The 25,099-nt window shown below is 62.1% G+C and carries 24 protein-coding genes, 1 tRNA gene and 1 riboswitch; of the genes, 12 read left to right on the top strand and 13 right to left on the bottom strand.

The genetic code is table 11. The features are described 5' to 3' along the window. The first annotated feature begins 306 nt into the window (after positions 1-306). The 3 genes from AC0L15_RS12255 to AC0L15_RS12265 all read left to right on the top strand — a co-directional run bounded on the left by AC0L15_RS12255 (position 307) and on the right by AC0L15_RS12265 (position 3,562). Positions 307-1,506: an aspartate aminotransferase family protein gene (locus AC0L15_RS12255; RefSeq protein WP_027155177.1), complete on the top strand. Its 1,200-nt coding sequence runs from the start codon at positions 307-309 to the stop codon at positions 1,504-1,506. A 16-nt stretch (positions 1,507-1,522) separates the two neighbouring features. Beyond that, positions 1,523-2,434 (top strand): ornithine carbamoyltransferase, encoded by a 912-nt coding sequence (gene argF, locus AC0L15_RS12260; protein ID WP_473496389.1) that lies wholly within the window; start codon positions 1,523-1,525, stop codon positions 2,432-2,434. A gap of 117 nt (positions 2,435-2,551) precedes the next feature. Further along, positions 2,552-3,562 (top strand): Hsp33 family molecular chaperone, encoded by a 1,011-nt coding sequence (locus AC0L15_RS12265; RefSeq protein WP_473496390.1) that lies wholly within the window; start codon positions 2,552-2,554, stop codon positions 3,560-3,562. Between the two features lie 79 nt (positions 3,563-3,641). Here AC0L15_RS12265 and apaG read toward each other — a convergent pair whose 3' ends face one another. Beyond that, positions 3,642-4,034, bottom strand: coding sequence for a Co2+/Mg2+ efflux protein ApaG (gene apaG, locus AC0L15_RS12270; RefSeq protein WP_023802187.1), 393 nt, complete (start codon positions 4,032-4,034; stop codon positions 3,642-3,644). Positions 4,035-4,272: 238 nt separating this feature from the next. On the opposite strand from apaG, the gene AC0L15_RS12275 reads away from it, so the two are divergent. Beyond that, positions 4,273-5,427 (top strand): ceramide glucosyltransferase, encoded by a 1,155-nt coding sequence (locus AC0L15_RS12275; protein ID WP_473496445.1) that lies wholly within the window; start codon positions 4,273-4,275, stop codon positions 5,425-5,427. Positions 5,428-5,472: 45 nt separating this feature from the next. On the opposite strand, the gene AC0L15_RS12280 is transcribed toward AC0L15_RS12275, so the two are convergent. Continuing rightward, positions 5,473-6,660, bottom strand: coding sequence for an O-succinylhomoserine sulfhydrylase (locus AC0L15_RS12280; protein WP_473496391.1), 1,188 nt, complete (start codon positions 6,658-6,660; stop codon positions 5,473-5,475). Between the two features lie 73 nt (positions 6,661-6,733). After that, positions 6,734-6,811, bottom strand: a riboswitch (SAM riboswitch). Positions 6,812-6,936: 125 nt separating this feature from the next. Between AC0L15_RS12280 and AC0L15_RS12285 the strand changes: the two genes are divergently transcribed. Beyond that, positions 6,937-8,031 (top strand): 2'-deoxycytidine 5'-triphosphate deaminase, encoded by a 1,095-nt coding sequence (locus tag AC0L15_RS12285; protein ID WP_023802190.1) that lies wholly within the window; start codon positions 6,937-6,939, stop codon positions 8,029-8,031. A gap of 93 nt (positions 8,032-8,124) precedes the next feature. Further along, the gene (locus tag AC0L15_RS12290) at positions 8,125-8,898 is read left to right on the top strand and encodes an ABC transporter substrate-binding protein (protein WP_287248544.1); all 774 of its coding nucleotides are present in this window, start codon (positions 8,125-8,127) and stop codon (positions 8,896-8,898) included. Between the two features lie 62 nt (positions 8,899-8,960). On the opposite strand, the gene araD1 is transcribed toward AC0L15_RS12290, so the two are convergent. The 4 genes from araD1 to chvE form a co-directional block, all read right to left on the bottom strand. Further along, entirely contained in the window at positions 8,961-9,953 is a 993-nt protein-coding gene (gene araD1 / locus AC0L15_RS12295) for an AraD1 family protein (RefSeq protein WP_023802192.1), read from the bottom strand. Positions 9,954-10,242: 289 nt separating this feature from the next. Further along, positions 10,243-11,535 (bottom strand): multiple monosaccharide ABC transporter permease, encoded by a 1,293-nt coding sequence (mmsB, locus tag AC0L15_RS12300; RefSeq protein WP_473496392.1) that lies wholly within the window; start codon positions 11,533-11,535, stop codon positions 10,243-10,245. After that, positions 11,532-13,064 carry a multiple monosaccharide ABC transporter ATP-binding protein gene (gene mmsA, locus AC0L15_RS12305; protein ID WP_287241614.1) on the bottom strand — a complete coding sequence of 511 codons (1,533 nt, stop codon included), beginning with the start codon at positions 13,062-13,064 and terminating at the stop codon, positions 11,532-11,534. The genes mmsB and mmsA overlap by 4 nt, the downstream gene beginning before the upstream one ends. A gap of 100 nt (positions 13,065-13,164) precedes the next feature. Next, positions 13,165-14,229, bottom strand: a complete 1,065-nt coding sequence (chvE, locus tag AC0L15_RS12310) for a multiple monosaccharide ABC transporter substrate-binding protein (protein WP_287241617.1) — start codon at positions 14,227-14,229, stop codon at positions 13,165-13,167. Positions 14,230-14,544: 315 nt separating this feature from the next. Here chvE and AC0L15_RS12315 point away from each other — a divergent pair, with 315 nt between their 5' ends. From AC0L15_RS12315 to AC0L15_RS12325, 3 genes are all read left to right on the top strand, one after another. Continuing rightward, positions 14,545-15,534, top strand: coding sequence for a LysR family transcriptional regulator (locus tag AC0L15_RS12315; RefSeq protein WP_287121758.1), 990 nt, complete (start codon positions 14,545-14,547; stop codon positions 15,532-15,534). Between the two features lie 185 nt (positions 15,535-15,719). Further along, positions 15,720-16,223, top strand: a complete 504-nt coding sequence (locus AC0L15_RS12320; RefSeq protein ID WP_473496393.1) for a peptidoglycan-binding domain-containing protein — start codon at positions 15,720-15,722, stop codon at positions 16,221-16,223. After that, complete coding sequence (locus AC0L15_RS12325; protein ID WP_287248552.1) at positions 16,216-16,695, top strand: L,D-transpeptidase; 480 nt, start codon at positions 16,216-16,218, stop codon at positions 16,693-16,695. Before AC0L15_RS12320 ends, AC0L15_RS12325 begins: the two co-directional genes overlap by 8 nt. 641 nt (positions 16,696-17,336) lie before the next feature. Here AC0L15_RS12325 and AC0L15_RS12330 read toward each other — a convergent pair. The 4 genes from AC0L15_RS12330 to AC0L15_RS12345 all read right to left on the bottom strand — a co-directional run bounded on the left by AC0L15_RS12330 (position 17,337) and on the right by AC0L15_RS12345 (position 20,672). Further along, positions 17,337-18,062 carry a Crp/Fnr family transcriptional regulator gene (locus AC0L15_RS12330; protein ID WP_353806223.1) on the bottom strand — a complete coding sequence of 242 codons (726 nt, stop codon included), beginning with the start codon at positions 18,060-18,062 and terminating at the stop codon, positions 17,337-17,339. A gap of 154 nt (positions 18,063-18,216) precedes the next feature. Beyond that, positions 18,217-18,465 carry a DUF3606 domain-containing protein gene (locus AC0L15_RS12335; protein WP_353813106.1) on the bottom strand — a complete coding sequence of 83 codons (249 nt, stop codon included), beginning with the start codon at positions 18,463-18,465 and terminating at the stop codon, positions 18,217-18,219. Between the two features lie 172 nt (positions 18,466-18,637). Continuing rightward, positions 18,638-18,711: transfer RNA gene (locus AC0L15_RS12340), tRNA-Gly, on the bottom strand. Between the two features lie 89 nt (positions 18,712-18,800). Next, on the bottom strand, positions 18,801-20,672 hold the full coding sequence (locus AC0L15_RS12345) for an acyltransferase family protein (protein ID WP_287248555.1): 1,872 nt from the start codon (positions 20,670-20,672) through the stop codon (positions 18,801-18,803). Between the two features lie 253 nt (positions 20,673-20,925). Between AC0L15_RS12345 and AC0L15_RS12350 the strand changes: the two genes are divergently transcribed. Next, positions 20,926-21,189, top strand: coding sequence for a DUF6460 domain-containing protein (locus tag AC0L15_RS12350; RefSeq protein ID WP_287248557.1), 264 nt, complete (start codon positions 20,926-20,928; stop codon positions 21,187-21,189). A 23-nt stretch (positions 21,190-21,212) separates the two neighbouring features. Here AC0L15_RS12350 and AC0L15_RS12355 read toward each other — a convergent pair whose 3' ends face one another. From AC0L15_RS12355 to AC0L15_RS12365, 3 genes are all read right to left on the bottom strand, one after another. Further along, on the bottom strand, positions 21,213-22,115 hold the full coding sequence (locus AC0L15_RS12355) for a histone deacetylase family protein (RefSeq protein ID WP_287248558.1): 903 nt from the start codon (positions 22,113-22,115) through the stop codon (positions 21,213-21,215). A 158-nt stretch (positions 22,116-22,273) separates the two neighbouring features. Beyond that, positions 22,274-23,350, bottom strand: a complete 1,077-nt coding sequence (locus AC0L15_RS12360) for a quinone-dependent dihydroorotate dehydrogenase (protein ID WP_287248560.1) — start codon at positions 23,348-23,350, stop codon at positions 22,274-22,276. Continuing rightward, positions 23,347-23,697, bottom strand: a complete 351-nt coding sequence (locus AC0L15_RS12365; protein WP_287248563.1) for a DUF952 domain-containing protein — start codon at positions 23,695-23,697, stop codon at positions 23,347-23,349. Before AC0L15_RS12365 ends, AC0L15_RS12360 begins: the two co-directional genes overlap by 4 nt. 173 nt (positions 23,698-23,870) lie before the next feature. Between AC0L15_RS12365 and AC0L15_RS12370 the strand changes: the two genes are divergently transcribed. Beyond that, positions 23,871-24,308: a hypothetical protein gene (locus AC0L15_RS12370; RefSeq protein WP_128169125.1), complete on the top strand. Its 438-nt coding sequence runs from the start codon at positions 23,871-23,873 to the stop codon at positions 24,306-24,308. A 126-nt stretch (positions 24,309-24,434) separates the two neighbouring features. Further along, complete coding sequence (locus AC0L15_RS12375) at positions 24,435-25,094, top strand: response regulator transcription factor (protein WP_023803301.1); 660 nt, start codon at positions 24,435-24,437, stop codon at positions 25,092-25,094. The last annotated feature ends 5 nt before the right edge of the window (positions 25,095-25,099 follow it).

Below are 25,099 nucleotides of genomic sequence, written 5' to 3' on the forward strand. Positions count from 1 at the left end.
CCGGCTTCCGCCGGGCAGACACCACATATATCGGGTGATTAGGTCCGCCGCACGAAATCTAGTTATTTCTCGACCTATAATTACCTTATGCGCTGACTCGGTGACAAGAGTCCGAGGGCCAACACGAATCGGTTTTTTCGGTTTTCCCCAACTTGCCCGGTCGCTGATGAGCCGGCGTCTCGCTGGAAAGCTTGCCGCGCGTCCTCGCGCGACGTTTTCGTTGACTTCATGGCCGAAAAACACGATAAGCCGCACAGGCCGCCGCTTTGGCGGCTTTTTGATTTTCCGGTTCCGGAGACGCATATAATGAGCGGTTCGGCGCTTTTCGAGACCTTTACCCGCGCACCTCTGGCCTTCGACCATGGGGAAGGCACTTGGCTGGTCACCGACAAGGGCGAGCGATATCTCGATTTTGGCGGCGGCGTTGCCGTGAATTCGCTGGGCCACAGCCATCCGCATCTGGTCTCGGCACTCACCGAGCAGGCGGCCAAGCTCTGGCATGTCTCCAACCTGTACGAGATTCCGGGGCAGAGCCGTCTGGGCGAGCGGCTGGCCGACGCAACCTTCGCCGACAAGGTGTTCTTCACCAATTCCGGCGCCGAGGCGCTGGAATGCGCCATCAAGACGGCGCGGCGCTACCATTTCGTCAGGGGCCATCCCGAGCGCTTTCGCATTATCACCTTCGAAGGCGCTTTTCATGGCCGCACGCTGGCGACCATCGCCGCCGGCGGCCAGTATAAATACCTGGAAGGTTTCGGCCCCAAGGTCGAAGGTTTCGACCAGGTCGGCTTCGACGACATCGACGCCGCCGAAAAGGCGATCACATCAGAGACCGCCGCGATCCTGATCGAGCCGGTGCAGGGCGAGGGCGGTATCCGCCCGGTGCCGACGCAGTCGCTTAAGCGGCTGAGGCAGCTCTGCGAACAGCATGATCTGCTGCTGATCTTCGACGAGGTCCAGTGCGGCATCGGCCGCACCGGAAAACTGTTCGCGCATGAATGGGCTGGCGTCACGCCCGACATCATGGCGGTCGCCAAGGGCATCGGCGGCGGCTTCCCGGTGGGCGCCTGCCTCGCCACCGACGAGGCCGCCGTCGGCATGACCGCCGGCGTGCACGGCACCACTTTCGGCGGCAATCCGCTGGCGATGGCGGTCGGCAACGCCGTGCTCGACGTCGTGCTGGAAGACGGTTTTCTGGAGGATGTGCAGCGCAAGGCGTTGCTGCTGAAGCAGGGGCTGGCGGGTGTCGCCGACGAATTTCCCGATGTCATTGAAGACATCAGAGGCAGCGGCCTGATGCTTGGCCTGAAATGCGCCGCGCCCAACACCAAGGTGAACATGGCGTTGCGCGACCAGCATCTGCTGGCGGTTCCGGCCGGCGACAACGTTCTTCGCCTGCTGCCGCCGCTCACCGTCACCGACGCCGAGATCCATGAGGCGCTCGACCGCATCCGCGCCGGCGCCCGGGGCCTGTCGGACGCCATCGCCGCGGCTGCGGCGAAATAACAGTCGGAAGACCCACATGAGCCTTCGCCATTTCACCGATCTTTCCGCCGTTTCCGAGGGCGATCTGCGCCTTATGCTGGACGATGCCGTCGTGCGAAAGGCAAGGCTCAAGGCTGGCGAGCGGACAAAACCGCTTGAAGGCAAGGTGCTGGCGATGATCTTCGACAAACCGTCGACGCGCACGCGCGTGTCCTTCGACGTCGGCATGCGCCAGCTCGGCGGCGAGACCATCATGCTGACCGGCGCCGAGATGCAGCTCGGCCGCTCCGAAACCATCGCCGACACGGCCAAGGTGCTGTCGCGCTATGTCGATGCGATCATGATCCGCACCACATCGCATGACCGGCTGCTGGAGCTGACCGAGAACGCCACCGTCCCCGTCATCAATGGGCTGACCGACGATACCCATCCCTGCCAGCTGATGGCCGACATCATGACCTTCGAGGAGCATCGCGGCCCAGTCGCCGGCAAGACCATCGCCTGGACCGGCGACGGAAACAACGTGCTGCATTCACTGCTGGAGGCCTCGGCGCGGTTCCGCTTCAACCTCAACGTCGCCGTGCCGGAAGGCAGCGAGCCGGCGCAGAAGCATGTCGACTGGTCGAGGGCGCATGGCGGCAAGTTGAACTTCACCCGATCGCCCGAGGAGGCCGTCCACGAGGCCGACTGTGTCGTTACCGATTGCTGGGTGTCGATGGGCCAAGAGCACCGTGCTCGCGGCCACAATGTCTTCTCACCCTATCAGGTCAATGCGGCACTGATGGCGAAGGCAAGGCCCGACGCGTTGTTCATGCACTGCCTGCCGGCGCATCGCGGCGAGGAGGTCACCGACGAAGTCATCGACGGGCCACATTCGGTGGTGTTCGACGAAGCCGAGAACCGGCTCCACGCCCAGAAGGCGGTTTTGGCTTGGTGCCTCGGCGCTTGATCCGGGCCGCCTTGATCCGGCAGTGCGTGATGCCTATCTCAGGCGCATCACGCAAATCGAGCGCGTTTCGACGCATGCGCCCCGGAGGGCGGCATCGCCGCGCCCCGGAGCTTTGTCATGTTGGAAACCCGTCAATTGGCTGAACATCAACCCAAACTCGGCGAATTCGGCTACGCCGGCGACGATCATGTCGTGCCCTTCGAGGTCGGCCCGCTCGACGTGCGCGGCCGCACCGTCCAGCTCGGGCCGATGCTCGACGCGATCCTCAGCCGTCATGACTATCCCGAGCCGGTCGCCCGCCTGCTGGCGGAAGCCTGCGTGCTGACGGTGCTGCTTGGCACCTCGCTCAAGTTTGATGGCAAATTCATCCTGCAGACCCGCACCGACGGGCCGGTCGATATGCTGGTGGCGGATTTTTCCACGCCGCATGCGCTGCGCGCCTATGCCCGCTTCGACGCCGACCGGCTGGAGGCGCTGACGTCTGCCGGCGAGACCTCGCAGCGGACGCTGCTCGGCAGCGGTGTCCTGGCGCTGACTATCGACCAGGGCGCCCACACGCAGCGCTATCAGGGCATCGTCCAGCTCGACGGCGAGACGCTGGAGGAGGCCGCGCGCACCTATTTCCGGCAGTCAGAGCAGATCCCGACCGATCTCAGGCTTTCGGTGGCCAAGCTGTTGACGCCCGGCATCGGCGGTGCCCGCGAGCAATGGCGCGCCGGTGGCATCCTGGCGCAGTTCCTGCCGCAATCGCCTGAACGCATGCGCGTGCCCGACCTTCCGGGTGGCGACGGCGATCCGCGCGAGGAGATCCATGATGCGGCCGACAATTCCTGGCAGGAACTGCTCGCGTTGCTTGGCACCATCGAGCCGACGGAACTGATCGACCCGACGATCGGCGCCGAGCGGTTGCTTTACCGGCTGTTCCACGAGCACGGCGTGCGAGTCTTCGGCGGCGTGCCGGTAGCCGACCAGTGCTCATGCTCCAGGGAGAAGATCCGCGGCATTCTCGAAGGCTTCTCCGCCGACGAGATCAGGGACAGCACCGAGGATGGCGGCATTCACGTCGCCTGCGAATTCTGCTCGAAGCAATATGACTTCGACCCGGCGGAATTTGCTGCGGCTCAATAGCCGGCGTCAGTGCTGCCTCGGTGCCTTCGCAGAGCTTGGTTTCTCGCCCCTCGCAATGGGCGAGAAGCCCAAGTGAGCCTCAGTTGACGGTGCGCCGCGTGCCCGGCAGGTCGAGCGAAAAGGCGGGGATGGCGACGTCGAACGTTTCGCCCCGCTTGTTGCGCATCGTGTAGTGGCCGACCATGATGCCGGATGGCGTCGAGAGTGGGCAGCCAGACGTATACTGATAACTGTCGCCTGGATTGAGTTCAGGCTGGTCGCCGACAACGCCGGCGCCGCGCACCTCCTCGACCCGGCCGGTGCCGTCGGTGATCTGCCAGTAGCGCGACAGAAGCTGCACGAATTCATCCGACTGGTTGTCGATGGTCACCTGGTAGCCCCAGACATAGCGGTTCTCCGAAGGGTCGGAGCGATCTTCCAGATAGAACGGCCTGACCTGCACTTCGATGTCGCGCGTGACGGCGCTGTACATAAATCACTCCACACTATGCAGACGGAACATTCGACCCTCTCCGCAGTTCGGTCAACGGGGTGCGTCGCCTCGGTGTCTGCCATCGTTGCCCGAATTTGTTAAGCGCAGGTGCCGATCAACAATGTCATTTAAGTGACACGTGACAATGATGGTGTGCAGGGCCGGGCGACTCAGCATTCTGTCGAACTGTTGAAAACGGCTTCATGCGGCCGGTTTTTTCTGGAGCGACCAGATATTGATGGAATTGACAGTCACAGCCGCCTTGCTTTCCATAGCTCTGCTTGTTGTCAATCTCGCCAGCATCCTGCTCGCTTCGTTGAAGCTGAAGCGGCCTGGCAGGATCACGCCGCCAGCCGCCAAGGCGCCGCCGGTGTCGATCGTCGTGCCGTCGCGCGGCGTCGAGCCGTTTACCGGGGAGACGCTCGAGCGCGCCTTCTCGCTCGACTGGCCGCACTATGAGCTCATCTTCTGCGTCGCCCATGCCGACGACCCGGTGGTCGGGCGGATCACCGATGCGATCGCCCGCTTTCCGGCCGTGCCGGCCCGGCTGCTGGTCGGCGACGACCGCATCAGCGGCAATCCGAAACTCAACAATTGCGTGAAGGGCTGGGAGGCCGCGCGCCACCACTGGGTCGTCCTTGCCGATTCCAACGTCCTGATGCCGAGGGACTATGTCCAGCATCTGATGACGGCATGGCGGCAGGACACCGGCCTCGTCTGCTCGACGCCGATCGGCTCGCGGCCGGACGGGATCTGGGCGGAGGTCGAATGCGCTTTCCTCAATACGCTGCAGGCGCGCTGGCAATATACCGGCGAGGCGCTCGGCCTCGGTTTTGCCCAGGGCAAGAGCATGCTGTGGAACAAGCCATTGCTCGACGCCAATGGCGGCGTCCGTGCGCTTGCTGCGGAGATTGCCGAGGATGCCGCTGCGACCAAGCTTGTCAACGGGCTCGGACTGCGCGTCAATCTCGTTGCCTCGCCCTTCGAGCAGCCGCTCGGCTTGCGCACATTTGGCGAAATCTGGTCGCGCCAGGCCCGCTGGGCACGCCTGCGTCGCGTCACATTCCCACTGTTCTTCGCGCCCGAGATCCTGATCGGAGCGGCGCCGCCGCTGGTGCTGGCGCTGGTTGCGGCAGCAGGCGCCGGTTTCAGCCTGCCGGCTACCGCCGTCGCCGTGCTGATAGTCGCCTATCTGCCGGAATGCGCTCTCGCCTCGGCCAAGGGCTGGCACCTGTCGCTGCGCATGATCCCGGCGATGGTTGCGCGGGACGTGATGCTTCCCGCCATCTGGGTGCGCGGCTGGCTCAGCGGTGCCGTCGACTGGCGCGGCAACACGATGACCATCCAAACCAGCGCCGTTGCGGAATTGGAAGAGTCGCCGTCGGGCGCCTGACCGCGCCTGCTTTGCAGATCAGAGCGCAGCAGTTCGGCGCGTATCCTATCTGGCGGCTAAGGCCTGCTCGATGTCTTCGAGCAGGTCGTCAGTGTCCTCCAGTCCGACGGACAGCCTGAGCGTGCCTGGCCCGATGCCAAGTTCGGCCCGCGCCTCGTCGCTCAGATTCTTGTGTGTCGTCGTCGCCGGATGGGTGATCAGGCTCTTGGCGTCACCGAGATTGTTGGAGATCAGCACGACATCGAGCGCGTTCTGGAAGGCGAAGGCCGCCTGCTTGCCCCCCTTGACGTCGAGGCAGATCAGCGTCGAGCCGCCCGACATCTGCTTCTTGACGATCGCCGCCTGCGGGTGATCGGCGCGGCCGGGATAGATGACGCGGACAATTTCCGATCGCTCGGCGAGGAAGTCAGCGATCCGGCCGGCACTTTCTGTCTGCTGGCGAACGCGCAGCGGCAGCGTCTCCAGCCCCTTCAGCAGCGTCCAGGCATTGAAGGGTGAGAGGCTGGGACCGGTGTGGCGGAAGTAGTCGTGCAAATTCTCGTCGATCCACTTCTTGTCCGACAGGATGATGCCGCCGAGGCAGCGTCCCTGGCCGTCGATGTGCTTGGTCGCCGAATAGACGACGATATGGGCGCCGAGCTGCAACGGCTTCTGCTGCAAGGGCGTGGCAAAGACGTTGTCGACGATCAGCCGCGCGCCGATCGAATCGGCAAGCGAGGCTACCGCTGCGATGTCGACGACCTCCAGCGTTGGATTGGTCGGGCTTTCAAGGAAGAACAACTTGGTGTTGGGCTTGACCGCCTTTTCCCAATTGGCGATGTCGGTGCCGTCGACCAGCGTCGCCTCGATGCCGTATTTCGGCGCCAGCGTCTCGACCACCCAGCGGCAGGAGCCGAACAGCGCGCGCGCTGCCACGATGTGGTCGCCCGCCCGGGCACTGCACAGCAACGCCGCCGTCACCGCCGCCATGCCGGACGCGGTGGCGCGGGCATCTTCGGCACCTTCCAGCGCACACATGCGCTTCTCGAACATGTCGACCGTCGGATTGGCATAGCGCGAATAGATGAAGCCCGGTTCCTCGCCCTTGAAGCGGGCTTCCGCCGCCTGCGCCGTGTCGTAGACATAGCCTTGCGTGAGATACATCGCCTCGGAGGTTTCGCCGAAGCCGGAACGCAGCGTTCCTGCATGCACGAGGGCGGTCTGAGGCTTCCAGTTGCGCGTTTTGCTCGTCATCACCTTGTTCCAAACACAAAAAATGGTCCAAACACAAAAAAACCGGCCGCGAAAGTCGCAACCGGTCGTACGGCCTTTCGGCCCGACGGTCCTTTAGCGACTTGTTTAACGTGGCTGCAAGCCGACCGGCCAAATCACCACGGGATAACGAACCTTTAGACCTGCGCCGCGCTTGCGTCAATTGCCGGCATGATTAAGAGGTTTGTACCAGCGGGTTCCACGGCAAGAACCTGCGACAAGACGAGACCACGCCCGGCCTTCGAGCGGAGCCAGACTTTGCGGCAGACAGGCATTCTTCCGGATCAGGATATTTCCGCGCTGTACCAGTCGGGCGCGCTGAAGTCGCCGCGCGCGCTCGACGCCGACCAGGTCCAGCCGGCCAGCCTGGACCTCAGGCTTGGCGACAAGGCCTGGCGGGTGCGCGCCTCCTTCCTGCCCGGCCCCAACCACAGGGTTGCTGAAAAACTCGACCGCCTGAAGCTGCACGAAATCAATCTCACCGATGGTGCGGTGCTGGAGACGGGCTGCGTCTATATCGTGCCGCTGCTCGAGAGCCTGGCGCTTCCGGCAAACATTTCCGCCTCGGCCAACCCAAAAAGCTCGACCGGGCGGCTCGACATCTTCACCCGCGTGATGACCGATCGCGGCCACGAGTTCGACAAGATCGCTGCCGGCTACAACGGCCCGCTCTATCTCGAAGTCAGCCCGCGCACCTTTCCGATCGTCGTCCGCGCCGGCTCGCGGCTGTCGCAGATCCGGTTCCGCACCGGCAATGCGCTTTTGTCGGAAAGCGAGCTGCACGAATTGCACCGTGCCGAGACGCTCGTCGCCACCGAGCCGCCGAACATTTCCGGCGGCGGCATCGCACTGTCGATCGACCTCGATGGCGACAAGGACGGGCTGGTCGGCTACCGCGGCAAGCACCACACCGGCCTGGTCGATGTCGACAAGCGCGCCGCGCAGGATGTCGTCGATTTCTGGGACCCGCTCTACAAGAGCGGCGCCGGCGAACTGGTGCTCGATCCGGACGAATTTTATATCCTCGTCAGCCAGGAAGCGGTGCATGTGCCGCCGCTCTATGCCGCCGAGATGACGCCCTTCGATCCGCTGGTCGGCGAATTCCGCGTCCACTATGCCGGTTTCTTCGATCCGGGTTTCGGCCATTCGGCCTCGGGCGGCACCGGCAGCCGGGCCGTGCTCGAAGTGCGCAGCCACGAAGTGCCGTTCATCCTCGACCACGGCCAGATCGTCGGACGGCTGGTCTACGAGCACATGCTGAAGCGGCCGCAGGCGCTCTACGGCACAGATCTCGGCTCGAACTATCAGGCGCAGGGCCTGAAACTGTCCAAGCATTTTCGCGCCGCGCGCTGATCGCCCACTATGATCAGACCATGCTTGCCTGACCTTACGGGTCGTGCTTGGCTGTCTTAGCCGTCAATACGGTTGGAACAAGGGGAACAAAAAATGCAGATTTCAAGATGGATCGCATCGGCAGCAACAGCCGTCATGCTGGCGATGTCAGTCGGGTCCCTGTCGGCGCAAGCACAGGAAAAGTTGAAGATCGCCACTGAAGGAGCCTATCCGCCGTTCAACACCATCACCGCGGATGGCAAGCTCGTCGGCTTCGACATCGACATCGCCAATGCGCTTTGCGCTCAGATGAAGGTCGAATGCGAACTTGTCACGCAGGACTGGGACGGCATGATCCCGGCGCTCCAGGCCAAAAAGTTCGACGCCATCATCGCGTCCATGAGCATTACCGAGGAGCGCAAGAAGCAGGTCTCCTTCACCAACAAATACTATACGACGCCGCTTTCGCTGGTGGCCTTGAAGGACAGCGATATTGCCTCGACCGAACCGGCGGCACTCGCCGGCAAGACAGTCGGCGCCCAGGCTTCGACCACCCAGGCCGACTATGCCCAGGATGTCTATGGCAAGGCCGGCGCCGAGGCGAAGCTCTATCCAACCCAGGAGGAGGCGGTCGCCGACCTGATGAACGGCCGTCTCGATGCCGTCCTTTCAGACAAATTCGTGCTGATGGACTGGATGAAGAAGTCGAGCGACGACTGCTGCAAGATGGTCGGCGACGTCAAGGGCACGGAGACCGAAGCCGGTATCGCCGTGCGCCAGGAAGACACTCCGCTGCGCGAAAAGCTCAACGCCGCAATCGACGCGATCGTCGCCGACGGCACCTACAAGAAGATCCAGGCCAAATATTTCGACTTCGATATTTATTGAGAGGTCGAAGCTGCGCGTTTCTTCCTTCTCCCACAACAAGGGGAGAAGGAGAAGGTTGGCGCCTAAAGCGCCTTCACCGCCACCTTCACCGGCTGCTCGATTTCAAGCGGGTTGCGCAGCGGTAGGCCGAAATCCTTGGCCTCGATTTCGAAGACATCGCCGGCCTCGGTCCTGACGCCGTCGGCGAAGGACAGTGTTGCGGTGCCGAACATGTGCACATGCACGTCGCCCGGCTGGCGGAAGGCCGAATATTTGAAGTGGTGATGTTCGAGATTGGCGATGGTGTGTGACATGTTCGCCTCGCCCGACAGGAAAGGCTTTTCCCACAGCAGCTGGCCGTCGCGGAGGATGCGCGAGGAACCCCTGACGTCGGACGGCAGCTCGCCGATCAGGATCTCCGGTCCGAACGAAGCGTTGCGCAGCTTGGAATGCGCGAGGAAAAGATAGTTCACGCGCTCGGTGACGTGATCGGAAAACTCGTTTGACAGCGTGAAGCCGACGCGGAACGGGACGCCGTCGTCGCCGATGACATAGATGCCGGCGACTTCCGGCTCCTCGCCGGCATCCTCGGCGAAGGCGGGCGACAGAAGTGCCGCACCGGGCGCCACTGCCATGGTGCCGTTGCCCTTGTAGAACCATTCCGGCTGCACGCCGGTCTGGCCCTTGGCCGGCTTGCCGCCCTCCAGCCCCATGCGGAACATCTTCATGGAATCGGTGAGCTGCTCCTCGCCGTCGCTGCTGAGCTTCTTGTGCATGGAATCGCGGGTCGCGGCGGAGCCGAGATGTGTCAGCCCGGTGCCGGTGAGGTGGAGATGCGCCGGGTCGGGATGGTTGATCGGCGACAACAGCCGCCCCTTCTTGTAGGCGGCATCGAGGTCGACCGCTTCACCAAAACCCTTGCGCTCGATGAGGGCGACAAGCCCGGTGCCGGTGCGCGCGGCCTCCATCGCCAGCGAATAGACGCTGCGGGCGCCGTTGATGATTCTGGTCTTGCCGCCGTTGCGGGCGACGACGCGGATGGTCTCCGCCTCGTCGAGGATCTGGGAAATCAGCATGACGTACCCTCTCTCAATTGCCTTGGCCGGCCTGCCGGTCTGGCCAGCTTTTCCTGGCGCAGCTCGGACGGTGTCCGCGCCACGGGTGAAATTCTTCGTCCGGATTGCGCTCGCGGGCCCGGTCCCCTAGGGGGACTTCCTTGCGTCGCCCGGCAGCGCCGCGATGTGACCCGTGCCTCCTAAAAGCGCGCCGCGTTTGAAAACGGGCCCGCTTTGATCCTTGCTTTCATGCGTGCCGTTGTCCCAACACGCTGCACACGTTTGGCGACATGCATGAGTTCCCTCGCCCTCAAGCCTTGTTCTTGTTGTAGACGTCGAAGACCACGGCGCCGAGCAGCACCAGGCCTTTGACCACCTGTTGCCAATCGACATTGACGCCCATGATCGACATGCCGTTGTTCATGACGCCCATGATGAAACCGCCGACCACCGCGCCAACAACCTGACCGACGCCGCCCATCGCCGAAGCGCCGCCGATGAACACAGCGGCGATGACGTCGAGCTCGCTGCCGAGGCCGGCCGCCGGCACCGCCTGGCCAAGGCGCGCCGCAATAATCAGCCCGCCGAGCGCCGAGAGCACGCCCATATTGATGAACACCATCAGGGTCAGCCGCTCGGTCTTGATACCCGATAGCTGCGCCGCCTTGGCATTGCCGCCCATTGCGTAGATGCGGCGGCCGACCGTCATGCGTTTGGTGACGAAGACGAACAGCGCGATCAGCACGCCCATCACCACGAGAACGATTGGCAGGCCCCTGTAGGTGGCGAATTGGTAGACCAGGAATAGCGCCAGGGCGCTGGTCACCAGGGTCTTGACGACGAACAGCGAGAAGGGCTCGGCTTCGTAGCCATGCCGCTCGCGGCTGCGCCGTGCCCTGAGCCCGAAATAAGCATAGGCGACCACGGCGACGATGCCGAGCACGATCGTCGTCATGTGCAGCGTCAGGCCGCTGCCGACGATTGTCTTGCCGGCGGCGTTCACCACCGGCGGTATCAGCGTCAATGAGCCGATCACGTCGGGAATGAAGCCGGAACTGAGCGCCTTGAAGCCGACCGGAAGCGGCCCCACGGAAGACCCCCCACCCAGCAGCGCCTGGCAGATGCCGCGGAAGATCAGCATCCCCGCCAGCGTGACGATGAAGCTCGGTATTCGGTGATAGGCAATCCAGTAGCCTTGTGCCGCGCCGATTGCACCCCCGACGATCAGGCAGAGGATCGACACCACCAGCGGATTGCTGAAAGGGCCGAGAGGCCAGATGACCATCATCATCGCCGCCAGCGCGCCGATGAAACCGGCGACGGAGCCGACGCTGAGATCGATATGGCCGGAGACGATCACCAGAAGCATGCCCAGCGCCATCACGATGATGAAGCTGTTCTGCTGCACCAGGTTGCTCAAGTTCACCGGCTTGAACAGCGTTCCGGACGTCGTGTACTGGAAGAACACCATGATGGCGATAAGCGCCAGGATCAGGCCGTATTCGCGCAGGTTGGTGACCAGCGCCGAGACAGCGATGCGCGGCCCTTGCTGCACATCTTCGGCGACGCCGCTTTTCGGGACGGGACCGCTTTCGGTGCTCATGATGCTTTTCCTTCTCCGCGAACGATGGCGCGCATGATCTTTTCCTGGCTGGCATCACTCGCCGCCATTTCGCCGACGATACGTCCTTCGTTCATGACATAGATACGGTCGGTGATGCCGAGCAGTTCGGGCATCTCGGACGAGATGACGATGATCGCCTTACCCTCCGAGGCGAGCCGCGCGATGATCGTGTAGATTTCATACTTGGCGCCAACGTCGATGCCGCGCGTCGGCTCGTCGAGGATCAGCACCTCCGGATTGGCGAACAGCCATTTCGACAGCACCACCTTCTGTTGATTGCCGCCCGATAGATTGCCGGTCATCTGATAAACGCTGGACGAGCGGATGTTGGTCTTGGCCTTGTAGTCGTTGGCGACGGCGAGCTCGCGCATGTCGTCGATCACGCTGTGGCGCGACACGCCGGGAAGATTGGCCAGCGTGATGTTGTGCTTGATATGATCGATCAGATTGAGACCGTAGGTCTTGCGGTCTTCGGTGACGTAAGCAATGCCGTGTTCGACTGCCTTGCTGACAGAGGAGACATCGATGGGCTTGCCCTTGAGCAGCACCTCGCCGGTGATGCCGCGGCCGTAGGAGCGGCCGAACAGGCTCATCGCGAATTCGGTGCGTCCGGCGCCCATCAGCCCGGCGATGCCCACCACCTCGCCCTTGCGGACGTCGATATCGATACCCTTGATCACTTGCCGCTCGGCATGGATCGGATGATAGACCGACCAGTTCTTCACCTGGAGCACGATCTCGCCGATGTCAGGCTCGCGCGACGGATAACGGTCGTCCAGCGAGCGGCCGACCATCGAGGTGATGATGCGGTCTTCCGAGATGTCCTTCTTCGCCAGCGTCTCGATCGTCCGCCCGTCGCGGATGATCGTGACCTTGTCGGCGACCCGGTTGATTTCGTTGAGCTTGTGCGAGATCAGGATCGAGGTGATGCCCTGGCGCTTGAATTCGAGCAGCAGGTCGAGCAGCGCCTGGCTGTCCTTTTCGGACAGGCTCGCCGTCGGCTCGTCGAGGATCAGCAACTGCACTTCCTTGCTGAGCGCCTTGGCGATCTCGACCAGTTGCTGCTTGCCGACGCCGATATTGGTAATCAGCGTCTTGGGGTCTTCCTTGAGGCCCACCTTCTTGAGCAGAGCGCTGGTGCGCGTCTCGTTGGCGTTCCAGTCGATGATGCCGTAGCTGGCGTGTTCGTTGCCCAGGAAGATGTTTTCGGCGATCGACAGCATCGGCACCAGCGCGAGTTCCTGGTGGATGATGACGATGCCGCGGCGCTCGCTGTCGTGGATGCCTTTGAAATGGCACTCATCGCCGCGATAGACGATTTCGCCGTCATAGGTGCCGGCTGGATATACGCCCGACAGCACCTTCATCAGTGTCGACTTGCCGGCGCCGTTCTCGCCGACCACGGCGTGGATCTCGCCTTCCTCGACGCTGAGGTTGACGTTCGAAAGCGCCTTGACGCCGGGAAACGTCTTGGTGATGTCACGCATCTCCAAAATCGTCGAGGCCATCGTGAATACCACTCCTGCGAGGTCCGGAAACACACCGGGGTCGTTCACTGACGAAGCGGGGCCCTGCGTTGCGCAGGACCCCGGGGTTTTACGTCTGCGGTTACTTCAGCTCTTCGGCCTTGATGTAGCCGGAATCGACCACCAGGGCCTGGTAGTTTGACTTGTCGACATCATGCGGCGTCAGCAGGATCGAAGGGACGACCTTGACGTCGTTGTTGTAGGTCTTGGTGTCGAGGCCTTCCGGCTTGCCGCCCGAGAGCACCTTGTCGACGAGCTCGACCGTCGCCTTGGCGAGTTCGCGGGTGTCCTTGAACACGGTCGAGTACTGCTCGCCGGCGATGATCGCCTTGACCGAAGCGGTTTCGGCGTCCTGGCCGGTGACGATTGGCCATGGCTGATCGGCCGTGCCGTAACCAACGGCGCGCAGCGAGGCGATGATGCCGCGCGACAGGCCGTCATATGGCGAGAGCACGCCATCGACGCGGCTGCCATCCGAGTAGTGGGCGGAGAGCAGATTGTCCATGCGGGCCTGGGCGGTGGCTGCCAGCCAGCGGAGCGTGCCGACCTTGTCCATGCCCATCTGGCCGGACTTCACGACCAGGGTCTTGTCGTCGATCAGCGGCTGCAGAACGGACATGGCGCCGTCGTAGAAGAAGAAGGCGTTGTTGTCGTCGGGCGAGCCGCCGAAAAGTTCGACGTTGAACGGACCCTTGTTGTCGGGATAGCCGAGGCCCTTGAGCAGCGATTTCGCCTGGATGACGCCGACGCCGAAATTGTCGAACGTGGTGTAGTAGTCGACATTCGGGGTTTTCTTGATCAGCCGGTCATAGGCGACGACGACGACGCCGGCGTCAGCCGCCTTCTGCAGCGCGTCCGACAAGGTGGTGCCGTCGATCGAGGCGATGATCAGTGCCTTTGGGCCCTTGGTGATTTCGTTTTCGAGCTGGCTGAGCTGATTGGGGATATCGTCCTGCGCATATTGCAGGTCGACAGTGTAGCCCAGAGCCTCGAGCTGGGACTTGACGGCATCGCCGTCGTTGATCCAGCGCTGCGAGGTCTTGGTCGGCATCAGAACGCCGATGAGGCCTTCGCCTGCCTGCGCCGGGACCGTCATGGCCGCGATGCTAAGGGCCGCGACGGCGGCCAGTGTCTTGATGATCTTCACATTAACTCTCCCTGGTTGATGGACGCGCACCCTGGGTTTCGTGGGCCGCGCGATCGTGCAGGAGCGCCAAACGCGCCGCTGCCGCCATTTCGATCTCCGGTATCCTCCCAATCGGCCCTGAGACTCTGGTTCCGGTCGATGCGATTTTTCTCGCTGGCGACGGTCAGGTTTCAGGACGCGCAAAGGTGTGGCGCTTTGCCATAACTGTCAAATGCGATCTTTGGTAGTTGCTATACCCAAACTGGTATACTGAAAGTGGCCAAAGTACCTGGCCGGGATTGCCGGCCGGCCACCAGCGAGGGGCAAACGGACATCATGGCGGCGCTACGGGATTCTGGCGGACTTTCAGAGGGTTATGGGGAACGTCCCGGCAGGAGTGAGACCTTGCTGCGCAGCGGCCTCAGTCTGCGCCACATGCGCATGATCGCAGCCCTCGACGACCATGGCCGGGTCAGCGCGGCAGCCCAGGTCATGAACATCTCCCAGCCCGCCGCCTCGCGCATGATCGCCGAGATGGAGGCGGTGCTCGACGTCAAGCTGTGCGAGAGGCTGCCGCGTGGCATCACGCTGACGCCCTATGGCAAGGCGTTGGCGAGGCGCGCGCGTTCGATCCTGCTCGAGATGCGTGAAGTCGACCGCGAGATATCCGAGCTCAAGGCGGGCAAGGGCGGCTCGGTGTTCCTGGGCGCGGTGACGGCCCCTGCAATCGAGCTCGCCGTGCCGGCGATCCGCGAGATCCGGCGGATCTATCCTCGTATCGAGATCACCATGCAGGTCGAGACCTCCAATGTGCTGGCGCGCGAACTGATCGCCACACGTCACGATTTCATCATCGCGCGCATCCCCGAGGACCTCAATCCGCGGCTGTTCGAGGCCCGCGTCATCGGCGTCGAAAAAGCCTGCCTCATCGTGCGCCGCGGCCACCCGCTGGCTAAGGGCAAGGCGGTGCGGCTGGAGGAGACCGCCGCCTATGACTGGGTTTTCCAGTCGGGCGGCTCGCCGCTGCGCCAGGCGATGGAGAGCAATTTCTTGAACCGCAACATCGCGCTGCCGGACCGCATCCTCAACACCAGCTCGCTGCTGCTCACCCTGGTCATGGTCGCGCAGTCGGACGCCATCGCGCCGGTGTCGATCCAGGTGGCGAAATTCATCCAGAACCCCGAGGGGCTGGCCGGCGCCATCGACGTCGTCCAGACCGAATTCGACATCGAGGTCAGACCTTACAGCCTGATCACCGTAAAAAATCGCGTGCTGTCGCCGGCGGCCAAGATGCTGCACGACTTCATTTTGAGAGAGGTCGGCTGACAGCGTTTAATCAAGCAATCCATTGCCTGGCTATCGCAGCTACGGCTCTTCGGCCATGTCGCTTCAATCAGAATATCGCTCGAGCGAAGGAACCACACCGGGCTGTGCCGCGTCATAGAAGCGGGCTCCTGTTGCAGGGCCCAGGAAGGCTATCGATGATCAGGCTTCTCCTCGTCTTCGCCGTGATGCTTGCCTTCGCATGCGGCGGGGCGCGTTCGGCCAAGCTGGACTTAGCGACCGTCAATCAGGCCCAATTCACCGCCGGCGAACCGAAGGATGTCGATCCGACGCTGCTCAAGGCGCAGATTCTATTGGATCGCGCCCGCTTCTCGCCGGGGCTGATCGACGGTCGCCTCTCAGAGAACTTCGCCAAGGCAGTCGGCGCCTTTCAGCAGGCGAACGGACTCCGATCCGATGGCAAGCTCACTGCGGAGACCTGGAGCAAGCTCACGGCGACCTCCGCCGACCCGGTTCTGGTCACCTATGAGGTGACGCGCAAGGACGTGCGCGGACCTTTCACCAGGCGGATTCCGGCTCGCATGGAGAGGATGGCCCGCCCGCGGTGGCTCGCCTATCGCCAACGCGGTGGAGAAGCTGGCGGAGCGCTTCCATGTCAGCGAAAAGTTGCTCAGGATGCTCAATCCGGGCGTCGGCTTCAGGAGGCCCGGCAAGACCTTGATCGTGCCTGATGTTGGCCGCGGCGATCCTCCCGCGGGCGTAGCCCGCATCGAGGTCGACAAGGACGCTCGCCTGGTGCGCGTGCTCGACCCTTCCGGCAAATGGCTCGCAGTCTACCCCGCCTCGATCGGCAGCGATGAAAACCCGGCGCCAAGCGGCACGGCGGAGGTCAAGCGCGTGGTGCGCAATCCGACCTATCACTACGATCCGGATTTTGCCTTCAAGGGAGTCAAGACCAAGCGTCCCTTCACCATCGCTGCCGGGCCGAACAATCCCGTGGGATCGGTGTGGATCGATCTCTCCATCGAAAGCTACGGCATCCACGGCTCGCCCGAACCTGGCAAGATCGGCACGACCTTCTCGCATGGCTGCATCCGATTGACCAATTGGGATGTCGAAGATCTCGGCTCCATCGTGCAGCCGGGCACGAAGGTCGAGTTCAAGGACGAGCCCGCCCGCGCCGTCGACGAGCTTGCCCCGTAGCAAAGCGGACTGGCCCGCCACCTGCCCTCGCAAGGCCCGGGCGCGCGCCGGAGACGATGCCGGATGACGTCCTATGGACCTGGCCTTCAGGCCGGTGGCGAGCTACGAGGTGGCTGAAGACCCGTCCGACGACCCCAGCAAACGATCGCGAATGGCTTCCTCAGTTCTGTTTGCGGTCGATTCCACAACTTTGCCGACCTTGCCTGCTAGGGTGCCTGCATCTCCACCCGAGCCTTGCCGCTCGGCCTCTTCCTTGACCGTTTCGTAGGCCTCGGAAGGCTCATGGTCGGACTGCATAATGACGCGCCACGCCTAGCTCTCATTAAGGTCAAAGCTCACCGGAAGGTTGTAGTCTATTGCACGATTGGCAATCATGTTCGCCAGGTCGGAATCTGAGACCGAACATGCCGGTACGATCTGTTTGAGCGCCTTAACGGCGAGCCCCGTCGATATGAAACTATGGCGCCGCCTCCGACTATTTACATACTGTTCGATGAGATTTTCGAGCTCACGCATGTGCAATCCTTCTTGACGTCAACTGTGCCAATTGAACCAAGCCGTAATCGATCCGGAGCGAGGGCTCATTCACATTGTTTATTTGACGAGAAATCTTGATGCCGAGGCGTCTTGGCCGAGGGCGGTCACCGTGGCTCATGGAAGAGATTTAGGTAAGTCGTATCAAAGTCGGCCAGCAAGGCCAATCGCTGGAAATCAAGGATAACAATCCTCCGGTCTTTCCAGATAACCAGGTCCTTCGCTCGAAGCTCCTGCAGTGTCCGATTCACGTGAACTACAGATAGACCAAGCACGTCCCCCATTGCCGCTTGCGTCAGTGGAATAGCGAACTTCTGGTCAGAGGCCAATCCGACTATCTCTAATCGGACATACAACTCGCAAATTATATGTGCGAGATGTTGTTTGGCGGAGCGACGCCCGAGGCAGGTTATCCAAGTCCTTTGGATCGAGGCGTCGATAGTCGTCGAAAGCCAGAGCATCCGGGTGAGATGTGGACTTCCACCCATTGCTGTAAGCAGGTCTTTGTGTCGAATGAAAACTACATCGCACGAACCCAGCGCGCTCACGCTGTGGTCCATCACTTTTAGCAGTAAACTATGCAGATCGACAAAGTCTCCCGGCACGTGAATTGCCGTTATTTGACGCTTTCCTTCCCGAATAGCCTGGTTTCGAACTGCGAACCCATTCGCGACAAGGCAGCTTTCGGTGGGGCGGGATCCCTCCCTGACGATCTCCTCATCGGGTCCGAACGTTACCGGCCGAACCGGAAGAGCCTCAATGAGCGCGATCTCGTCTGGCGGCAGGGTGTCGCGGCGGTCGAGCATGTGAACCAGGAGGTCTTTGCCGAACATCGCGGTGCCTTTTGAGCAGATCAGGCATCAAGTTCCAGCGGCTCGTGCCAATTGACATGCCGCAGGTCCCGAGCATCTACGATTTGGCCGCCTGTCAGACACAGATAGAAATGGTCGCTCTCATGTTCGACTTCTTGGCTATGTCTCTTGCCGATCATAGGCGGCCCTGGTGGTGAAAGGTTCGGTCGTCGTTCGAGATCCGTTCTTGTGTGGTCACGGCGTTTCCGAGCTTCCGAGCCTCCCGATACAGGGTCTCGCGATCAGTGCCGTGTTTGCCAAAAAGCTCGCGGATCTGCGGTATTGAGAGGCCGAACTTGGTAGCGAAATAGCGGAACTCATAATCTTGGTCGCGCGCGACGCGGTTTCCGTCGCCAGGACCTCTATTGCTCTTGTCGTTGGCCATTTCGGTTCCTCCCTGGCTGGCCTTCAGATCAAACGCAACGCGGATCGGCATCTTTTGTTGCCGCCACTTATTAGAATCACGTTATGTTCTATCCGGCTGATATAGGCCACTCACCTGGACCTCATCATGTGGTCCTGTGAGGTGCGGCGCCGGCCGGCCCGACTGCGCAAGCTGGAGCGGGTAGCGGGAATCGAACCCGCGCGTTCAGCTTGGGAAGCTGACAGGCTACCATTACATCATACCCGCGCAGCAGCCTCGTTACCACGCAAGCCGGCCTTCGGGCAATCGTTATGCGTGCACTCGTGTGCACTCGTGCCTTGCCAGCCGCCCGACTGTTACTCCGTCGTGGCAAGGGTATCGTCTGCGGCAAAGGCCGGCCAGTATTTCGAAATGGCAAGCGTGGCCCCGATGGTAGAAAAATGGCCGTAGTCGAAATAGAGGAACTGGCCTGCGTCGGCGTAGGAGCAGCGTCCGGCGCTACAGAGAAAATTCAGCGGATCGATGAAGGTGGCGCCTTTGGTAAATGCGCGCACACGGTTGTTGATGTCGGGATCCATGGCCATTGGCCAGGACGTATCATCGAGATTTTCGCGCTTTGCGAAGAACGCGATTTTCCGAACATCGGTTATGAACTGCGGGGATTGGCCGATGACAAACACACGCACACCCAGACCACGAACGGTATCGATCGTTTGCTGGAGACCGTCGAAACTTCTGGCCTCATAATCGGTCCACCGACCGCTGAGCACGACCGTCTTGATGCCAGCGTCCTGGATAATCTTCAGGGCTTGCTGATTGAACCGCATGCAATCCGGGCGTCCATAGGAGAAGTAGGAGAGAATCGGGGGACAGCCCGCGTAGGTGTATTCCACGATATTGGCCCGGAGTTGATTTATGTTGGCGTCCAGGCCTGGAACATAGTGGGCGGCGAACGAGTCACCCCACAACAAAACGGTTGTAGGGAAGCCGCGTGTGCGCGTGCAATCCTCGATATTCCAGTTTTCGATCCGGCTGAAGCCCTCGTTGAAACAGGTGCCATTGCCCCAGTCCCCGACAGGAATCCGCTGTTGGACATAGTCTGGAAAGCGTTGCGGAAAGCCGTTGCCGAGCGCCCCCGCCGCCCCGCCAAGGCAAAGAACAGCGATTGCGCCCGCTGAAAAGGCGAAGATGGGCGCCGGGGCGGTGAAGCTCCTTTTCTGCCGAAACGGCTGCTCGACGTACTTCCAGGAAAACGCAGCCAGCGCGAGGCTTGCTACCGTCAACGCAACGGTCATCGACGGGTCGAATTCTTCTAGTGAGAGATAGTGCGCGAACGCATTGATCGGCCAGTGAACAAGATACAGTGAATAGGAGATGAGGCCGATCCAGACCAGCGGCCGGACTTCTAGTATGCGGCTGGCGATCGTCGAGGGGCTGTTTTGGCCAACATAGATGAGCAGGACCGTTCCGACGCAGGGATACAAGGCGTTGTAGCCCGGGAACGGATCGCTCTCCGAGATCGCAAAGAACCCGATGGCGAGAAGGCCAAATCCGGCCAACCCGAGCAGTTCCATAAGAAACCGGCTGCTCAGGGGCGGGGGGCGTTTCAGCATGAGCACGGCGCCCAGCATGAGCTCCCAGATCCGTGTCGGCAGCAGGTAGAATCCCGCGTTTGGCGCCAGCCACGTCGCCATGACCGCCAGCACGAAACTGCCGAGGATGATCGGCAGGAGTATCGTCAGCCAGCGTTTGGCAAAAAAGCGGTAGATCAGGAACATCAGGATCGGGGCAAAGATATAGTACTGTTCCTCGACCGAAAGCGACCACGTGTGCAACAGCGGTCGGAGCTCGGCATCGATCGAGAAGTAATTTGACGTTTTCCAGAAATAGATGTTCGACCAGAAAGTCGAAGCAGCTATGACGCTGAGACTGAATTCATGCAGATCCGACGGCAGAAGAATGAACAGGGCCGCAATACAGGTGAGAAGCGTGACAAAGATCAGCGCCGGCAGAATGCGCCGGGCGCGGCGCCAGTAGAAGCTGACGATCGAAAACTGGCCGCGTTCAAGGTCGTCCAGAAGGCTTCCGGTGATCAGGTAACCAGATATGACGAAGAAGATATCGACGCCGGTAAAGCCGCCTGGAATTGCCGAGATGCCGAAATGGAAGAGTACGACCGGCAGTACCGCAACGGCCCGAAGACCATCGATATCGCGCCTGTACTTCATTCAAGAAGCCCTGTGTTCGCAAGTCACGGTGAGGCAGCGCAGTCCGTCCATCACCGGGCGATGAGTCTGGCAGTTCGATATCAACTGGTTACCCTCTGTCGCCCAATTTTGCTGCACTGCAACATAAGTGTCAAGAGCACAATTCGGCAAAGCGCCGACCGCAGCAACTGAGCGATCGCCTTGATGCCGGGCGGCCAAGTGCGTATTTTTGGAGCTGTGCCCGAATCGGGGCAACCGAATCTGGAGACACGCCTTGCCCGCACTGACGCGCTTTCTCGGCGACACGCCGCTCCGGGTGCTCCTGAAGCTGCTGGTGCTGTCGTTCCTCGTCGGCCTTGTCATGAACGCTTTCGGCTGGTCGCCGATGGATGTGCTCTACGGCATCCGCAATGTCTTCGTCGATCTCTGGAACCTGGGCTTCCGCGCTATTGACCGTTTCCTCGGCTACATCCTGCTGGGTGCGGCGATCGTCATTCCAGCCTTCATCCTGCTCAGGATCGCCAACTACCGGAAATAGAGCAGACGCCGAACCGAAGGCCGTCAGGCGAAGCCTGAGGCCGTTTCGAACAGGATGGCGTGGCGCGCGGCCAGAGCCGCCACGTCAGTCGAATAGCCGCCGCCGATAACGCCGCAGACCGGGATGCCGAGCGCGCGGAAATGACGGATCACCATGTCGTCGCGCGCACGCAGCCCGTCGTTCGACAGCGACAACCTGCCGAGCCGGTCCTCGGCATGAACGTCGACCCCGGCATTGTAGAAAACAATGTCCCAGCGCGCCCTGGCGGTGAGTTCCGGCAGGATGCCGCCCAGCCTTTCGAGATAGGCCGCATCGCCGATGCCGTCGGGCAGAGCGATATCGAGGTCGGAAGCGATCTTGCGCGTCGGATAGTTACGATCGCCATGCATGGAAAAGGTGAAAACGCGCCGTTCAGCGCCCAAAATGTCGGCCGTGCCGTCACCCTGATGCACGTCGAGATCGACGATCAGGATATTGCCGGCGACGGCTTCGGCAAGCAGCACCAGTGAAGCCACCGCAACATCGTTGAAGGTGCAGAAGCCGGCGCCTTGCGCGCGCCGCGCATGATGGCTGCCGCCGGCGGTATTGCAGGCGATACCGTTCAGCAACGCCAGCCGCGCCGCCAGCACTGTGCCACCCGTTGCGAGCTGCGCCCTGAGCGAGACGCGTGGGCCTACCGGAAAGCCGATCTCGCGTTCGATTTTTTCTGGCACTTCGCAGGCCAGCACCTGGTCGACATAGCCGGCGGCATGGGCAAGCTCCAGCCATGATGCCGGCGCCGGTTCGGGCACATTGAGCGCGGCGGGGCTGGCCAGTCCGCGCGCGCCCAAGGCTTCCATCAGCAGCTTGTATTTGCTCATCGGGAAGCGATGGTTGACGGCAAAACCGGCGTCGTAGTCGGGATGATGAACGATCTGCAGGGGCATGAGCGGCAGCTGCGCCAGGCGGGTTTCGATTGGCCGTGGTTGGATGAGTGGTGCGAGGCGTCCGGAAACTGGGCCACATCGGCTGTTGGATCAAGCGCAATGGGGGAGCGGATCCTGGATCAGGTGTCGGAACGACCAACGGCAGGTCCTTCGTCGGGTTAGAGCGGCTTGGACGCCCATCGCTCGAGGCAGGTATCGCGCAACTCGCGCAGTGATTTGAGCCGTTGCATGTCCGCGAACCGGGCCATACCGGCAAGAATGCGGCCCGGCAGTGCCGGCCCGGCATAGATCATGCCGGTATAGAGCTGGACGAGATCGGCGCCGGCGCGGATCTTTTCAAGTGCCGTCTCGGCGGAATCGACGCCGCCGACGCCGATGATGGCCGGGTCCGGGCCAAGCAGTTTGCGCATCTTTGCCAGCACGATGGTCGAGCGCTCGAATAGCGGTTTTCCCGAAAGCCCGCCGGTCTCGCCGGCAAGGCCGGCGCTGCGCAGCCGCGGCCGCGCGATGGTGGTGTTGGAGACGATGACGCCGTCTATTGCTTTCTCGGTGACCTCGGCGGCGATGTCCTCCAGCTCGGCCTCGACCAGGTCCGGCGCGATCTTCAGAAAGATGGGCGGCTGCGCGGCCGCTGCCGCACGTGCGGCCATGACGCGCGACAGCAGCTCGCCAAGCTGTTCACGCGCCTGCATGTTGCGCAGGCCCGGCGTGTTCGGCGAGGAGATGTTGACCGTCAGATAGCTGGCGTGTGGCGCAAACCTGGCAACGCCGCGTTCATAGTCACCGACGCGGTCGGTGCTGTCCTTGTTGGCGCCGACATTGACGCCGACGATGCCGGCGCGACCCTTGCGGGCGGCAAGCCGTTGTTCGGCGGCCGCGTGACCCCCGTTGTTGAAGCCCAGCCGGTTGATCACCGCTTCGTCGGATGTCAGCCGGAAAATGCGCGGCTTCGGGTTGCCGGCCTGCGGCAGCGGCGTGATCGTGCCGACCTCGGCAAAGCCGAAGCCAAGGCCAAGCAGCGCATCGGGAACCTCGGCGTTCTTGTCGTAGCCGGCGGCCATGCCGAGCGGATTGGGGAAATCGATGTCGCAGACGCTGACTTTCAGCCTGTCGTCGCGCACGGGTCTCCCGCCTATCGGCAGCCCGCATTTCAGAGCCGCGATCGACAGGCCGTGGGCGGCTTCCGGATCGAATGCGAACAGGAACCTCTGGCCGAGCCGGTCGAGCACGCTCATTCGGCCTCCAGCGTCGGGAATTGGTGCCGGCCATCGGTGCCGAGCGGCAATGGTTGCACCCAGACGACGGCGTTGAGGTCGAGCGGGCCGTAAAGATGCGGGAACAGCGCACCACCGCGCGAGACCTCGTATTTCAGCGCATCACCCAGTCTGGCGCCATCGACGGCGACCAGCAGCAGCCCGGTCTGGCCGGCAAAGTGTTTTGCCGCGGTTTCCTTGGCCTGGCCGGCGGTGGAAAAATGAATGAAGCCGTCGGCGACATCGATCGGCGCGCCGGTGAAGCGGCGATTTCTTTTGGCCTCGCGCCACAGCGGTTCAGGCACTATCTTGTAGATAAGCTGAGACATGGTTGCGCTATAGTCCGAACCAATCGTACGGGGAAGAGGCAAGCAGGTTCCGGAAAAGTGTCACACGGTTTTCCGACAGGAACCTGCGTCAAGGTAAAGGCTAGGGTTCTTCCCCATTTCCGGCGCAAACATGCGATAAGATTGCGCTTACTGGCCTATGGAGGACAAACAATATGCGTCCGCAGCACGTCTTGATCCCTGCAGCCCTCGTCTCGCTCGTCGCGGCATCGGCCTTTTCCGAGGAAGCCGACCGCTACCGGTTGGAAAAGTCGGCTACCGGCTATGTCCGCATGGACACGCAGACCGGTGCGATGTCGATCTGCGAGGAGCGTTCCGGCCAGCTCGTCTGCAAGATGGCGGCCGATGAACGCGCCGCCTTCCAGGACGAGATCGACCGGCTGCAAAATTCGGTGAAGGCGCTCGACCAGCGCGTCGTCAAGCTCGAGAACTCGCTTGCCGCCCGCTTTGAGTCGACATTGCCCAGCGAGGAGGATTTCAACAAGACGATGAGCTACATGGAGCGCTTCCTGCGCGGCTTCATGGGCATCGTCAAGGACATGGAAAAGGACAGCGGCGAGGATGGCGCCAAGCCCAATTCGCAAAAAACCTGAGCACCGTTCACCGGGGAAGGCCCGGCGCACCGGCTTGCCGCTTGAAAACGGCTGATATCGCCGCATAATCGTTCGACTGATCCCGCAAGAAGCAGACAATCATCAATGGGATTCGGGGAGGGCCATGTGCCGTCAGGCTATACTTTCGTCATCGCTGACGATCATCCGCTTTTTCGCGGTGCGCTGAGAGAGGCGCTTGCCGGCATCGGCGACGTCGCCGGCATTCACGAGGCCGGCGATTTCGAAAGCGCCAAGGCGCTGGTCGTGGCCAATGAGGACGTCGATCTGGTGCTGCTCGACCTGTCCATGCCAGGCGCTAGCGGCCTTTCCGGTCTGATCTCGCTGCGCGGCATCCATCCGACGGTGCCGCTGGTAGTGGTGTCGGCACATGACGACCCGGTGACCATCCGGCGCGCGCTCGACCTTGGCGCTTCGGGTTTCATCTCCAAATCGGCCAGCATGGAGGAGATCCGCAGCGCTGTGCAGTCGGTGCTTGCCGGCGACATCGCTGCGCCCACCGGCATCGATCTCGGCGTCGAGCGCGATCCCGAGATATCCGATCTGATCAAGCGGCTGCAGACGCTGACGCCGCAGCAGACGCGCGTGCTCGGCATGCTGGCGGAAGGTCTGCTCAACAAGCAGATCGCCTACGAGCTCGGTGTCTCCGAAGCGACGATCAAGGCGCATGTCTCGGCCATTCTGCAGAAGCTTGGCGTCGACAGCCGCACCCAGGCGGTGATCCTGCTGTCCAAGATCGGCAGCGACCCGCTGGCGGCGGCCGGCTGACCCTC

This window comes from Mesorhizobium sp. WSM4846, from assembly GCF_055811415.1.

Coding starts and splice junctions, on each gene's coding strand:
- AC0L15_RS12290 (WP_287248544.1), top strand. CDS start 8,125: ATGCAGATTTCAAGATGGATCGCATCGGCAGCAACAGCCGTCATGCTG.
- AC0L15_RS12280 (WP_473496391.1), bottom strand. CDS start 6,660: ATGACGAGCAAAACGCGCAACTGGAAGCCTCAGACCGCCCTCGTGCAT.
- AC0L15_RS12335 (WP_353813106.1), bottom strand. CDS start 18,465: ATGGCCAACGACAAGAGCAATAGAGGTCCTGGCGACGGAAACCGCGTC.
- AC0L15_RS12355 (WP_287248558.1), bottom strand. CDS start 22,115: ATGCCCCTGCAGATCGTTCATCATCCCGACTACGACGCCGGTTTTGCC.
- AC0L15_RS12360 (WP_287248560.1), bottom strand. CDS start 23,350: ATGAGCGTGCTCGACCGGCTCGGCCAGAGGTTCCTGTTCGCATTCGAT.
- mmsA (WP_287241614.1), bottom strand. CDS start 13,064: ATGGCCTCGACGATTTTGGAGATGCGTGACATCACCAAGACGTTTCCC.
- AC0L15_RS12265 (WP_473496390.1), top strand. CDS start 2,552: ATGTTGGAAACCCGTCAATTGGCTGAACATCAACCCAAACTCGGCGAA.
- AC0L15_RS12370 (WP_128169125.1), top strand. CDS start 23,871: ATGCGTCCGCAGCACGTCTTGATCCCTGCAGCCCTCGTCTCGCTCGTC.
- AC0L15_RS12320 (WP_473496393.1), top strand. CDS start 15,720: ATGCTTGCCTTCGCATGCGGCGGGGCGCGTTCGGCCAAGCTGGACTTA.
- AC0L15_RS12330 (WP_353806223.1), bottom strand. CDS start 18,062: ATGTTCGGCAAAGACCTCCTGGTTCACATGCTCGACCGCCGCGACACC.
- AC0L15_RS12365 (WP_287248563.1), bottom strand. CDS start 23,697: ATGTCTCAGCTTATCTACAAGATAGTGCCTGAACCGCTGTGGCGCGAG.
- AC0L15_RS12255 (WP_027155177.1), top strand. CDS start 307: ATGAGCGGTTCGGCGCTTTTCGAGACCTTTACCCGCGCACCTCTGGCC.
- argF (WP_473496389.1), top strand. CDS start 1,523: ATGAGCCTTCGCCATTTCACCGATCTTTCCGCCGTTTCCGAGGGCGAT.
- AC0L15_RS12345 (WP_287248555.1), bottom strand. CDS start 20,672: ATGAAGTACAGGCGCGATATCGATGGTCTTCGGGCCGTTGCGGTACTG.
- AC0L15_RS12315 (WP_287121758.1), top strand. CDS start 14,545: ATGGCGGCGCTACGGGATTCTGGCGGACTTTCAGAGGGTTATGGGGAA.
- araD1 (WP_023802192.1), bottom strand. CDS start 9,953: ATGCTGATTTCCCAGATCCTCGACGAGGCGGAGACCATCCGCGTCGTC.
- AC0L15_RS12275 (WP_473496445.1), top strand. CDS start 4,273: ATGGAATTGACAGTCACAGCCGCCTTGCTTTCCATAGCTCTGCTTGTT.
- apaG (WP_023802187.1), bottom strand. CDS start 4,034: ATGTACAGCGCCGTCACGCGCGACATCGAAGTGCAGGTCAGGCCGTTC.
- mmsB (WP_473496392.1), bottom strand. CDS start 11,535: ATGAGCACCGAAAGCGGTCCCGTCCCGAAAAGCGGCGTCGCCGAAGAT.